We start from the raw sequence: 12,574 nt of genomic DNA on the forward strand, positions 1-12,574 counted from the left end.
CCCCAGCCCTCAACGAGAAGGGCATCGAAAGCCTGACAGTGGTCAACACGCCCATCGAGCGGGCGCGCCTGTATCTGCGGTACCATCCGATGCTCGGCCTGCTCGCGGCATCTGATCCGGAGCGGACTTCACACCGCGCCTTTGGATTGCCGAATATGCAGATCACCGAAGACGAGAGCGCATGGCCGCAAAAGGTTTCGATGAGCGATGTGAAGTCGATGCGGGTCAACGTGCCGGGCGAAATGCCTGAGCCGATGGACCCGTTTGCGGCGCTCGAATATCTGAACAAAAAAGACAATTACGATATCACTGAAGCGGACCAGCAAATGATGGCCACCGGCGTGGGCCAGCTCATGGGCCAGTTCCTGCTCGACCGCAACGGCGTCGTTCGCTGGACGTTCTCCGAGGTTTTCGATGGCGGCTTGGGCGCCCACCCGAACTCTGAGGCGATGATGTCGGCAGCGTCGCAAATCGGAAGGTAAGGCGCAGCTTCGGTAATGGGGCTAGGCGCAGGATTACGCGAAGTTTGCGGCCGTTGCCTGATAGGGGGCCCCACAATCGGCACCGCTCCCGCCTGCCGATGAACCCCGGAGGGGCCGGGGGCGGTCGTCCAGCCGCCTTGCTACCAGCGCGAGTCGAGCGGCGTCCGCGTGCGGGCTAGCGGCCTCTGTTGCAGCTCTGCGGCGATGCGCGGACCTGCCGCCCTAGGAGATTGTGCTCAACGGTTCTCAGATGCGCCAGCATCGCATTCTTCGCACCTTCCGGATCACGGCGAACCAGGCAATCCAGGATCACTTAGTGCTCGTCGCAATACGCCTGGCGGCGTTCCTCTGAGAACGAGCGCTTCTTCATCTCGAACCAGGGTGACTGGTTGCGAATGGCGCGCATGAGATTGTGGATCTCTTTAAGGAAGTCGTTGCGGCAGCACGCGAACACCCGGTGATGGAACTCGACGTCCCAATGCTCGAAATCCGGCATCTCGATGGCGTCGCATGCGGTCTGGTGCGCTTCGCGAACCGCGTTCAGTTCGGTTGCGCTGGCATTGGTTGCGGCAAAGGCCGTGGCTGCCGGGTTCGAGCAACTGCCTGCCTCTTCGGCTGACATGAGGCGCAACTGCGACCTTCAGCGTGGTTGCCGCTAGTGTCCGCTTTCAGCGGTTGGCAGGACTGGGTTCTACTGGCTGCCGGGTTCGAGCAACTGCCTGCCTCTTCGGCTGACATGAGGCGCAACTGCGACCTTCAGCGTGGTTGCCGCTAGTGTCCGCTTTCAGCGGTTGGCAGGACTGGGTTCTACAGCGATGAGGCGCAAAACGGACAGAGGCTGGTGTGTTCGAACCCGTGTCCCAGGCCGATCGTCAAGCATCTAGCGTTCAGCCGGCGTCAGTTCGCCCTCTCGTTGCTCATCGCATAGAGGACGCTCAATTCTTCCCCGATTGCGACGATCAGGGTGGACACGCGGGCTCTCACCCGCCGAGGCAGTCGAATAAGACGCTCGATTAGGTGCCGACCTTCTGCGCTGGCAATGAAGTCAATGCACTCATCGACCGGCAGATGTGAAACCTCACGGCTACTCTCACCATTCTCCGGGAGGCCTTCGAAAAAGCGGCTGACGGGGACGCCCAGCGACTTGCCAATCTCGTAGATCATGGACGCACTCACGCGATTCCTTGCATTCTCGTATTTCTGGAGCTGTTGACAGCTGATACCTATCGATCGGGCAAGCTGCGCCTGCGATACGTCCGACTGCACGCGAACCGTCGCGATCTGCCTGCCGACATGAAGATCGGCGGGGTGAGGGTCGCGCCCGACCTTGGGCTTTTGCGCTGACGGGAAAGGGCTTGAGCGATTGGGTTTCAACAATGCTTTCGATGCTCCAAGAGGTTATTCTCGGATAGAGTTTCCGTGGCAGGCGGACCTGGTTTTTTGTGTCGATCGTCAGCGGAGTTTGCGCGCAGGCGGCACAACGATGGTGCCCGAGTATCCGGAAATTGCGATCGCGGTGCCAAAGGTCCGAGAGCGGATTGCGAAACCGTCGAGAATATTTCGCGCTACATTGCCGATGGCGGTGACTGGAACCAATCTGCCTGTCCCGGATCCTAGAGGCTGATCTTCCCCGCCGATCACGACGGGCAGAAGGTCTATACCTTCGAGGCATCCGCTTGCGTTATAGCGGCAGGCGGCGACAATGCTTTGCCAGACTTCCGGCGGATCCCATTCGTTCTCGTCGGGATGCACGTGGAAGAGGAAATTGCCGAGACCGTAAAAGATCGGCGAGCCATTATAGATTTCCACTGCCTGAAGCACGGGTGCGCCATGACTGACGAAGAGGTCAGCGCCGGCGTCGACGCACATCCGGGCAAAGGCCTGTACCCAGCGCGGCACGTCCTGCCAACCTGGTTCCCAATGGTGATGGTGCAGGTAAGCAATGACGAAGTCGCCTTGCGAGGCCGCCTGCCGGATAGCGGACAGATGAATTTCCGCGCTTTGCGGATCTATCTCGATCAGGCGACCGAAGTCGGCTGCCTGGGAAAATACGGTCCCGTAGAAATTGATCTCCGTGCCGCCCGCCACTTCCGGCGGATCGTCCGGTTGCGCATAGTTGGTCAGCTCGAAGTGCGAGCTTTGCAAGTGGCCGCCCAGCCTTGCGAGTCTCCGGAAATGCCCGTCAGGCACCCCAATCTTCCGGGCGGTGGTCAGGCGGTTGACGCCAGGGCGAGCAGGTCGTGAAGCGGTTCGGTTCGCGGCATACATGTTGGCCGGACCGGGGCCTGCATCGACTGCAAGCAGAGAGACCTGGCGATAGCCCAGTTGGCGCCGGCCGAGTTTCGCGGCATGGGTTTCGTCAATCCCGATCCCGGCATGCAGGAAGCCCCGCGCCTCTACCTCCTCCAGGGTGGACTGGATGCCGCAAGGGCCGAGGTCGAAAGCGTGGTTGTTCGCCAAGGCAAGCGCGTTGAAGCCAATGTCTTGCAACGCATCCAGCACCTCGGGCCTGGAGTAACCGAAGTATTTGCCCTTGGTCGGCCAGCCGCCGTGTTGGCCGAGAATCGTCGACTCAAAGTTCGTAAAGACAACGTCACCTTGTTGGAGAAAGCGTTCAACCTCAGCGAACCGCTCGAGTTTGACATTACGGATGTCATGCGTGATCAGCGATTGGCCGGTCACGACCGCGCAAAAAGGGTCTTTCATCGAACGCACTCTTTGGATGTGAAGGGTGTGGCGTCGGCACGCGCCAGGCGCCAGATCGAAGTCGAATCCGCTTCCTCGGCTATTTCGATAAGGCTGGGGCGATATCCGCCTTGAACCACTTCAGGCTGAGCGCCTTGATGGTTCCGTCCTTGGTTGCTGCCTCGATCGCCGCGTTGAACTTGTTGACCAACTCGGTATCGTCCTTGCGCATGCCCGCGCCTACGCCCGGTCCCCAAAGGCCGCCCTTCAGTTCCGGACCGAAGAACACTGCACTGGAGCCATCAGGCGTCTCCAGGAAGTCGCGCCATGTGAAATAATCGGCGAGCCCGCCGTCTACGCGCCCAGCCACAAGATCGAGCTTAAGGTTGTCGAGGCTGTCATAGCTGCGAATAGTGACGACATCTCCGAGGAGTTGCTTCACCACAGCCTCCGAGTTCGATGAACGAAGGACACCAATGGCTTTACCGCTGAGGGTCGATCTGACACGCTCAATAGTTGCCTTCTCCTTGGCTCCGACGGTCGAGAGGTTGACTTGTTCCTTAGTGTCGCCGGCATCGAGCCCAAGCTGCTTGCGTACGACGAATTGGTTGAAGCCGCTGGCGTAGGGAGTGGAGAATGCGATCTGTTGCTTACGCTTCTCGGTAATCGCCATGCCGGACATTATGACGTCGTACTTGCCGACGAGCAGCGCCGGAATGATCCCATCCCAATCCTGTGCGACGAAGCTGCATTTGATCTTCATGCGATTACACAGCTCGAGACCGACATCGACATCGAAACCATAAAGATTGCCATTCGCATCGGTCCCGTCCCAGGGCGGCGACGCGCCCTCGGTGGCAATCGAAATCGTTCGCTCGGCCTCGGCCCGGGCCGGGAATGCCGCAATCAAGCAAGCGATAGAAACGGCAATAGCTAAGCGAATGCGCATAAGGCACCTCTTTTGATTTGGGATCGGTGGGAAGGCAGCTGTAGGCTGCGGCGTCACGGCACGGGTGTCGTGATCTCGTGGTTAGGCAAGGCCAGGCGGAACCGCACCTTGCCTCGTCGCTTTGGATGATCGTCTGTCGAAAGCCGCCGTTCGAGGAACTGGGTCGCCTTCACAGCGAGCGTCGTCAGCGCTAGATAGATCGCTCCCGCAACAATAAAGATCTCGTAAGGTGCGAACGTGGACGACACAAGCTGTCGAGCCATGCCGGTTATCTCGAGCAGCGTTACGGTGCTCGCCAGAGATGAGCCCTTGATCATCCCCACCACCTCGTTCCCGTACGCCGGCAGCGATATCCTGAAAGCGATCGGGAAGATTACAAGGCGGGCGATCTGGAGGCGTTTCAGGCCCAGCGCTACGGCAGCCTCGACAACACCCTTCGGCACGGACTGGAGACCACGGCATAGGATTTCGGTCGTGTGCGCTGCACTGTTCAGCGAAAAAGCAAACAAGGCGCACCAGAATGGATCTCGCAAGACTACCCAAAAGGCACTGGCTCTCACTGCTTCGATCTGGCCCAGACCGTAATAGAGCAGGAAGAGTTGTACGAGCATGGGCGTTCCGCGAATGACATAGGTGTAGGCCAGCACCGCTAGCGACAGGCTGGGGCGGCCAAACGCGCGGACGAAGGCCAGCGGAACCGACAACAGAAATCCCGCCGTCAGCGACAGAACCGTCAGGGTCAAGGTGAGGCCAATGCCGGACGGCAGGACCATCATAGCTTCGAACATCAAGCTAAGGTTCATCGCGGCGCCCCTCTATCGACCGAGAGCTGGATAGCGCCGCTCCGCCAGCCGGATCGACAGCAGGGTGATCGTCGTTAGCGACAGGTAGAGGGCTGACGCCGCAAGATAGAAGGTCAAGGGCGCGCGCAACGATCCGGCGCCGACAAAGGCGACGCGCATGATGTCGGTCAAGCCGACGATCGAAACCAGCGCGGTATCCTTGAATAGCGATATCCAAAGATTGCCATAGGCGGGCAATGCCAGCCGCAGCATCTGCGGCCCAATGACAAATGCCCACCGCTGCCAGGCGTTCAACCCAAGCGACTTCGCGGCCTCGGTCTGTCCCGCTGGGACGGCCGCAATCGCCCCACGGAAAACTTCAGTGGCATAACCGCTGAAGACCACCGTGAGCGCGATGACCCCAGCGGTAAAAGCATTCACTTCCACATACCTGCCGGCGACCTTGCTGGCGAAGATGGTGCCCCCGAAGTAGATGAGCAGGATGATGAGGAGTTCTGGAACACCGCGAACGACTGTCGTGTAGCCCGTCACCGCAGCTTTGAAACGGGAAGCGGGAGAGCTCTTCGACATGGCCAACAAGAGCCCAATCACCGTACCGAGGGACCCGCTAACGAGACCAAGGCTCACAGTAACCATGAAGGCGGCAGCAAACTGAGCAGTAAAACCGCCCATGGCACTCTTCCATCGATTTGGGACTTCGCAATTCACGCTACGTCTTTAGCGCATGCCTTCGGCTTATTAACGAAGCCTGCGAAGTCAACTAAGGACAAACTGCATTATATTTTGCAGAATTCTCCTTAGCCTATCGACGTTGTCGATCAGTTCAATCTATAATTTTCAATATTTTAGCTATAACGGGTGATTATACACGCCCCCTTCCTCAGCATTCGGAAAGACTGGGTCTGGTGGAATCGAGGCCTTGTTGCGACAAGAGTTCCGCTGACCGGCTGATTTTGGCCACGTTCGATCAAGAAGGGGAACGTGATCCTCGCCACGGTTTCAATCAGAAATCATCGTCAGGCCTGACCAATTCGACGTGGCCGACGCCGAGGGCCTGAGCCAGTTCATAAAGCGTGATCACGGTCGGGTTCCTCCACCCACGTTCCAGGCCGCTGAGATACTGCTGGCTGAAGCCGGAACGCGCCTCGACTTCTTCCTGGGTCAGACCCTTCTCTCGACGCAGGCGGGCGAAGTTTCGGCCGACCAATTTGCGCATATCCATGCGCTGGAAGATCGCGACTTACATACTCTGAGTCTATCAAATTCTCTATTCGTCAAGTTCAGACTTCGATCCCTGCAGATCATCTGAGGGCCGTTTCAGCAATTCTGCGGCGTCCACGCCCAGCACTTCGGCCAGCCGGTCAACGACATCGATGCTGGCGTTATACACGTTGCGTTCCAACGAACTGATGTAGGTGCGATCGATCCCTGCCTGATGCGCAAGCTCCTCCTGTGACAGGCCTTTGGCCTGCCGCAAAGCTCTCAGGTTTCGCGCGAATACCTCCCGGATTTCCATAAATCCGAGAGCAGCGCCTTGAAGAGTATTTCACCACGGAGTATTCTCGACAAACGACATTCGGAAAGCCCAGATTCCGTGGTTGGTTTGGACAGGAAGAGCTCCGCTCGGGTTCATGCTTCTCTTCGCGGTCGGCGTCAGCCGCCGCAAGATGGGGCCGGAAAGGCCAGTGAGCCGGATTTAAAATATGTAAACGGCTGTTCTGAGGAAGACGTGCATCGTCTCGGCACCAGGTCCGAAAAGGCATCCACTCAGAGATTGCGCACACTTTGTATCAAAGGCCGTTACAAACAAGAGGTCCCCGCCACCATCTGCCCGCCTGACAATTCGGAGTTGATGAGAGGCGCCTTCAAAAGAGGATCGCAAAAGGATGGAGTTGCTGCAGAGCGGCCTGAAGCTCCGACAATTGCAGATCTTTCGAGAGGTGCTGCGGGCCGGATCGACGAGGCGAGCAGCTGCCGCACTGGGGATAAGCCAACCCGCAGTAAGTCAGCAGGTGAAGCAACTTGAAACCGCACTAGGCATCCCACTCTTTGCGAGGTCGACCAACCGCATCGTTCCGTCGCGAGAAGCCTGGGAACTCCTGCGCAACGTCGAACTGGCTCTGACGTCACTGGATCGACTGGAAGCCTCGATTTTCGCGATGAAGAACGAGGAGCGTCAGCAGATCGCGATTGCCGCACCTCCGGTCTTCGGGTTCGTCACCTTGCCGAAGGCCGTGGCGACTATCCGTTCGAAAACCGGTTCGAGTGTCCGATCGATTTCGGGAAACTATCACCAGGTGGGCGAGCACATCCTGTCCGGACGGGCGGATCTTGGCATCTCACGGCTGCCGTTGGACCCGCGCCTGTTTGAGTGGGCGCCACTCGGCTCAGCGCGCAACGTATGCATCTTTCATCCAGGACACCGTTTTTCAAAACTGGCGCGAATCGAGGCAAATGACCTGGCGGGCGAAACGATCGTCGATATTGATCCCGAATTCGCGTCGCATCAGATGAACTTCAACGCGCTACGCTTTGCCGGATTTGAGCCGGACATACTGGTGGAATATGACTCCAACGGTTACGAGGTAGGGTTCGTCTCCGCCGGCCTTGGTGTCTCCATCACCAACGAGCTCATTGCGCGCGAATATTCGGCGTTCCAACTGGAAGCAAAACCAGTAGAACCATCTGCGCTTTATCACTACGTGGCCATTTGGCAGAGAGGCAGGGCGTTTTCCGGCACCTTGGAGGTCGCTCTCGAAGCAATCATGTCCGCCTTCGCAAACTGTCTTCCGGCAAACCATACAACGAGAGACATGGATCGGCCCGCTTTAGCGGCCCGACGCTAAGCCCTTCGCTCATGCTTGGCTTTAGCAAAGCCGCGATCGGTTGCGATGAAGCGTTCAAGCATGGGCACGATCAATCGCGCGGAATCGGTAGACGCCTGCCCGGCTTCGCGTCCAAGGATCTCGGCATATCTGGTAAGGTCGCGATGCAGCGATGCCGGCAGTTCCACGGTGACTTTGACAGGCTTGTCGTCGGCAATCGGACCGAGTTTCAGTTTGGCCATTTCATCCTCCATAGGGTTCGAGCATGAGATCGCGCGTGACGAGAACGCGCACGGGGAAACCCGGCCGTATCGTCAGCGTCGGCGCTATTTCGAGCTGGCGTTGGACGATCTGTTGACCGACCTGGCTGACGCTGTCGGAAGCGCCGCTTCGCAGCGACCGCACGATGTCGCTCTCCTGACCAGACGAGCCTGCCTCGGCCCCAATGCTGAGTATCGTCGAGAGCGCCGCCGCCTTGAAGAGTTCGCCCCAGTGGTAGTCCACACCATCCTCAACGCCGGCATAGCCCTGAGCGTCCGCGCCTGGCTGGCGCTCCAGAACGATCGAATGCCCATTGGGGAAGATCAGCCTGCTCCAGACGAGCAGCACGCGGCGCTGCCCAAAACCGACCCCGTTGTCGTATTGACCGATGACGCGGGTACCTTGCGGGATCAGGAGCGCCCGACCCGTCGGGCTGTCGTAGACATTCTCCGTTACCTGGGCGGTGATCTGGCCGGGTAGATCCGAACGGATACCGGTGATGAGCGCGGCAGGGATGACAGCTCCGGCCTGAAGTACGTACGGCGATGCCGGGGGCGTGAGACGATCCGGCGCCACCGTCCGACGATCGGCGGCGGCATTCAGAAAGGCTAGCTGACGATCCTGCGCTGTCTGACCGGTGATGCCGGAACCAGCAAGGTCCGACGTGTCGCTGTTGCCAGGCGCTTCTGTCGTCGTTGATGCGCCCGCCCCTGTCTGGAAAAAGACGCGCGACGTTCGTGCAGCCTCCTGTTCAGCCAGACGGCGTTGTTCGGCCTCGTCGACCGTGGGGGTCGCGATGGTTGGCGGCACCACGGGCTGCCCTTTGTTCTGGGCGTCGAGTATCGGCCGCCCGAGATCGCCGGGCAGCGGCGGCCCAAGGATCGGGCCGGTATAATCGCGCGGCAGGCTCGCCAGTCCATCGGCGGGCTGGCCATTGGAGGTCGAATAGAGTTCCTCGCCATGCGAGCCGGTATTGCGGGTCTGAAGCGCGTATATCAGGGAACCGCCAATGCAGAGCGACGCAACGAAACCGATGCCAGCGAGCACCTTGCGCGACAGGCGGGTGACACGCGGCGGCTCGGCGCGAAGCCGCATCGACTGAGCGGCGATTTCGTTCTCGTTCATGACCCCTGCCCTCCCCTCTGCCTTGGTGGGTTGGGAACTTTCGATGCTGTGCCGAAGCGTGGCATCCACGGCAGTCGACCGGTTGCCGCCCCATCACTACGCACGATCCTGACCGTCTGTTGCCGCTTACCGCCGCCAATACGAAGTTCGGCTGCGCCGAAGAGGCGGTCGACGATCAGGATGTTTGCGTAGACGCGGCTGTTGACGATCTGGGGTTCGCCGTGCGGGCCGATGACGAAGATCGGTGGCATCTCGCCCTGCACGATGCCACGCGGAAACTCGACATAGACGCGCCTGCCGTCGTCGTAGACGGCGACGGGCTTCCATGGCGGAGCGTCCCCTCCGAGGCCATAGCGGTAGTTGCGCGCGGCAACATCCGGGATGATTGGCCTTGACGGAACGACCTGTTCCTTGCCGGTGCGCTGAGCCGGATAAGCCCATGCCACGGCTGGCATGTAAGGCTTCTGATCCGCACGCAGCTCGATCATATAGCTGCGTCGATCGGTGGTGATGACGAGATTGGTGGAGATGTCCGCGCGTGAGGGCTTGACCAACACATGGACGCGCCGTGTAACTCCTGACCCACTTTCGGTGTCGCCGATGATCCAGCGCGCGGTATCGCCCGCGGCGATGGGGCCGGTGCCAGTAAGGCTCTCACCCGGCTCGAGCGCGATATCTGTTATCTGCCCTGGCGCGGCATAGACCTGGTAGAGCGCCCCTTCGCTCCAAGGATATATCTGGATGGCGTTATAATAGCCCTCGCGCCGCGGCTGGACGCGAGCGGCCGCGTTGGCGTTCTCGACACGCGCCGTCGGCGTATTGCCGGCGGCACCGCCACGCGTCGGGGACCAGCTCGGCGGGACATGCAACGGTTTCGGCTTCTCATAAGTCGCGACAGCCGGGACCGTTGGCAAAGGCGGCACGAAGGCATCGTAGGCAATCTGCGGCGGCTTCTGAGACGTGGCACAGCCTCCGAGCATGGCCCCCGAAACCAAGACCGCTGCGCATGCGTATCCATGAAAGGCAGGAGTGGTCAAAACACGCAATGCCAGCTTCATTGGGTCATCTCCCGCGACCAGTTGATGGCGTTGACGTAGATGCCGAGCGGATTTGCCCGAAGCCGTTCGGCGTCGTTTGGCGGCTGGACCACGATTGTCAGGATGGCGGTCCAGTGCTCGGTGGTGGAGAGCTGGCTGTTTTCGTAATGACGCTCGGTCCAGGCGACGCGGAAGGAAGCCGCAGAAGCGCGGATGACCGAGGACACTTCGACCGCGACCTGCTGCTTGCCGATCTTGGCGAAGGGTTCGTTGGCGCGGGCATAGTCGTTGAGCGCCGCAGCACCTTGGTCGGTCGTCCATTCATAGGCGCGTAGCCAGTTCTGGCGCACGATGATCGGATCGGCCGGGATTGATCGGACCTGTTCGACGAAGCGGGCGAGATGCCATGCTATTTGCGGATCGGTCGGCTTGTAGTCGGTGGTCGCAGGCGCGACCGTCTGCGCCTGCCCGAGAGTATCGACTTGCACGACCCATGGCACGACCGTGCCTCGGCTCGACTGCCAGACGAGGGAGCCGACAAGGCCAGCCGACAGGATCAGCGATCCGAAGGCCATGATGCGCCAGTTCCTCGCCTGCACGCGGGCCGAACCGATGCGCTCGTCCCAAACCTGCGCTGCCTTCTGGTAAGGCGTCTCCGGTTGAGGTGTCTTGCCGTAGTGAACGGCAGGTCGTCTGAAGATGTTCATGGATCACTTGCCTTCAGAAAGAGAAATGGAGGTTCCGCTGCCGTGGGCCTCGCCGGAGCGCACGGCATGGGCAGTGGTCTGGACGCTGTGGGAAAGGCGCTGGGATCGCTGCATGCGTTTGGCCCAGGCAGGCGGGCCTTGTGCTGCGCCGCTGGCTTGGCCAGCGCGACCAAACGATGGATCGTTGGCAGGCTCGCCCGCCTCTCCCACAGTCCCTAGTGTCGATGAACCACCGGTCGCTTCGACGGCGGAACTGACGCCGGAGGCAAAGCTCGACTTCATTGATTGACTGGCACGCGCCGCAGCACGCTTGAGTGGCGAGGCTGCGCCGGACATAGCAGCGCCTGCGACGCCACCTAGACCGGAGGCGACGCCACCGGCGCCGGTCTGGCCGGCCGACCCGAGGGCATAAGCGGTCGAAGCGCCTCCCGCGAGAAATGAGCCGCTCCTAGCCGCTCCTGAGAAGGCGGTGGCTCCTCCACGTGTTGCAAGGCCCGCAGCGCCGCCGGCGAAGAGCGCCGCGCCGCCAGCGGCGAGGCCCGTGCCAACCGCGGCGCCGGCACCAAGCTGCGGTCCGCCGGAGACCATACCATTGGCAATGCCAGGGCCGAAGATGCCGAGACCGAGCAGCGATAGCGCCGCCAGCACGATCGCCATGGCTTGATCAATGGTAGGATTCTCGCCACCGAAACCTTGGGTGAATTCGCTGAAGAGCGTCGAGCCGATGCCGATCACGACGGCAAGAACAAGCACCTTGATACCGGACGAAATGACGTTGCCGAGCACGCGTTCAGCCATGAAGGCCGTCTTGCCGAAGAGGCCGAACGGGATCAGAACGAAGCCTGCCAGCGCCGACAGCTTGAATTCGATCAGCGTGACGAAGAGCTGCACAGCCAGGATGAAGAAGGCAAGCAGAACAAGCGCCCAGGCGAAAAGCAGGCAAGCGATCTGAATGAAATTTTCGAAGAAAGACACATAGCCCATCAGCCCCGAGATGGCCTCGAGTAACGGTCGTCCAGCGTCGAGCCCGGTCTGCGCCACCTTGCCAGGCCGGAGCAGGTCCTGGACTGTGAATCCGGTGCCGCTTGCCTTGAGGCCGAGGCCGGAGAAGCTTTCGAAGACGATCCGGGCAAGACTGTTCCAGTTGGAAATCAGGTAAGCGAAGACGCCCACGAACAGCGTCTTCTTGACGAGCCGCGCGAGGATGTCGTCGTCGGCGCCCCAACTCCAGAAGAGGGCCGCGAGCGTCACATCAATGACGATCAGGGTGGTGGCGACGAATGCGACTTCGCCGCCGAGCAAGCCGAAGCCGCTGTCTATGTAACGCGTAAACGTGCCGAGGAATTGGTCGATAATGCCGGTGCTGCCCATGCCTATCGAGCCCTCGGCGAGTTCGCATCCGGCGACGGCAGGGTGACCGGCTGTGAAGTCGAGCTCACAAATGGCGCTTTGGAACCAAGGAAACGGTCGCGCTGCTCGGTCCACAGGCGCAGACAGCTGCTGTCGCGCAACGCACCCTCGCCGAGCACCTGGCAACGGCGAAGACCCTCGCGGAGCGGGCTCTGCGACGTCGCCGGCGCCTCGAGCACTGCTGCGCCCGGCTTGTCCTCCTTCCGGGTCATCTCGACAACTGTCGCGGCGACTGCGATTGCGACGAAGATGACGGCGATGATGCGAGCAAGGGTCTTGCCATCCACTGT

16 protein-coding genes are annotated in these 12,574 nt (G+C 60.5%); 2 read left to right on the plus strand and 14 right to left on the minus strand.

The genetic code is table 11. From position 1 onward, the window contains the following. The coding region (locus DH10_RS14040; RefSeq protein ID WP_192384817.1) for a thioredoxin domain-containing protein at positions 1-482 on the plus strand (482 nt) is incomplete at its 5' end. A 313-nt stretch (positions 483-795) separates the two neighbouring features. Here DH10_RS14040 and DH10_RS14045 read toward each other — a convergent pair. The 8 genes from DH10_RS14045 to DH10_RS14080 form a co-directional block, all read right to left on the minus strand. Continuing rightward, a complete protein-coding gene (locus DH10_RS14045; protein ID WP_192384818.1) occupies positions 796-1,104 on the minus strand; it encodes an FCD domain-containing protein in 309 nt (102 codons plus the stop codon). Between the two features lie 275 nt (positions 1,105-1,379). After that, positions 1,380-1,856 (minus strand): helix-turn-helix domain-containing protein, encoded by a 477-nt coding sequence (locus DH10_RS14050; RefSeq protein ID WP_192384819.1) that lies wholly within the window; start codon positions 1,854-1,856, stop codon positions 1,380-1,382. A gap of 78 nt (positions 1,857-1,934) precedes the next feature. After that, positions 1,935-3,188, minus strand: a complete 1,254-nt coding sequence (locus tag DH10_RS14055) for a CapA family protein (RefSeq protein WP_192384820.1) — start codon at positions 3,186-3,188, stop codon at positions 1,935-1,937. A 79-nt stretch (positions 3,189-3,267) separates the two neighbouring features. Next, complete coding sequence (locus DH10_RS14060) at positions 3,268-4,116, minus strand: transporter substrate-binding domain-containing protein (RefSeq protein WP_192384821.1); 849 nt, start codon at positions 4,114-4,116, stop codon at positions 3,268-3,270. Positions 4,117-4,169: 53 nt separating this feature from the next. Continuing rightward, complete coding sequence (locus DH10_RS14065) at positions 4,170-4,919, minus strand: ABC transporter permease (RefSeq protein WP_192384822.1); 750 nt, start codon at positions 4,917-4,919, stop codon at positions 4,170-4,172. A gap of 12 nt (positions 4,920-4,931) precedes the next feature. Beyond that, on the minus strand, positions 4,932-5,591 hold the full coding sequence (locus DH10_RS14070) for an ABC transporter permease (RefSeq protein WP_192384823.1): 660 nt from the start codon (positions 5,589-5,591) through the stop codon (positions 4,932-4,934). A 331-nt stretch (positions 5,592-5,922) separates the two neighbouring features. Beyond that, positions 5,923-6,141 (minus strand): helix-turn-helix domain-containing protein, encoded by a 219-nt coding sequence (locus DH10_RS14075; RefSeq protein ID WP_192384824.1) that lies wholly within the window; start codon positions 6,139-6,141, stop codon positions 5,923-5,925. 45 nt (positions 6,142-6,186) lie between these two features. Beyond that, positions 6,187-6,435: a helix-turn-helix domain-containing protein gene (locus tag DH10_RS14080; protein ID WP_192384825.1), complete on the minus strand. Its 249-nt coding sequence runs from the start codon at positions 6,433-6,435 to the stop codon at positions 6,187-6,189. A gap of 370 nt (positions 6,436-6,805) precedes the next feature. Here DH10_RS14080 and DH10_RS14085 point away from each other — a divergent pair, with 370 nt between their 5' ends. Then, positions 6,806-7,765, plus strand: coding sequence for a LysR family transcriptional regulator (locus DH10_RS14085; protein WP_192384826.1), 960 nt, complete (start codon positions 6,806-6,808; stop codon positions 7,763-7,765). Here the strand turns inward: DH10_RS14085 and DH10_RS14090 are convergent. From DH10_RS14090 to trbK-alt, 6 genes are all read right to left on the minus strand, one after another. After that, on the minus strand, positions 7,762-7,986 hold the full coding sequence (locus DH10_RS14090) for a DUF2274 domain-containing protein (RefSeq protein ID WP_192384827.1): 225 nt from the start codon (positions 7,984-7,986) through the stop codon (positions 7,762-7,764). The two genes, DH10_RS14085 and DH10_RS14090, sit on opposite strands and share 4 nt — an antisense overlap. Before the next feature lies 1 nt (position 7,987). After that, a complete protein-coding gene (locus DH10_RS14095) occupies positions 7,988-9,130 on the minus strand; it encodes a TraB/TrbI/VirB10 family type IV secretion system protein (protein ID WP_192384828.1) in 1,143 nt (380 codons plus the stop codon). Next, the gene (gene trbG, locus DH10_RS14100) at positions 9,127-10,110 is read right to left on the minus strand and encodes a P-type conjugative transfer protein TrbG (RefSeq protein ID WP_246811549.1); all 984 of its coding nucleotides are present in this window, start codon (positions 10,108-10,110) and stop codon (positions 9,127-9,129) included. Before trbG ends, DH10_RS14095 begins: the two co-directional genes overlap by 4 nt. A 74-nt stretch (positions 10,111-10,184) precedes the next feature. Then, complete coding sequence (gene trbF / locus DH10_RS14105; RefSeq protein WP_192384830.1) at positions 10,185-10,874, minus strand: conjugal transfer protein TrbF; 690 nt, start codon at positions 10,872-10,874, stop codon at positions 10,185-10,187. Positions 10,875-10,877: 3 nt separating this feature from the next. Next, complete coding sequence (gene trbL, locus DH10_RS14110) at positions 10,878-12,245, minus strand: P-type conjugative transfer protein TrbL (protein ID WP_192384831.1); 1,368 nt, start codon at positions 12,243-12,245, stop codon at positions 10,878-10,880. Between the two features lie 2 nt (positions 12,246-12,247). Continuing rightward, complete coding sequence (gene trbK-alt, locus DH10_RS14115) at positions 12,248-12,571, minus strand: putative entry exclusion protein TrbK-alt (protein ID WP_192384832.1); 324 nt, start codon at positions 12,569-12,571, stop codon at positions 12,248-12,250. Between the last annotated feature and the right edge of the window lie 3 nt (positions 12,572-12,574).

This window comes from Mesorhizobium silamurunense, assembly GCF_014843825.1.
In the GTDB taxonomy this organism is placed as follows: Bacteria; Pseudomonadota; Alphaproteobacteria; order Rhizobiales; family Rhizobiaceae; genus Mesorhizobium; species Mesorhizobium silamurunense.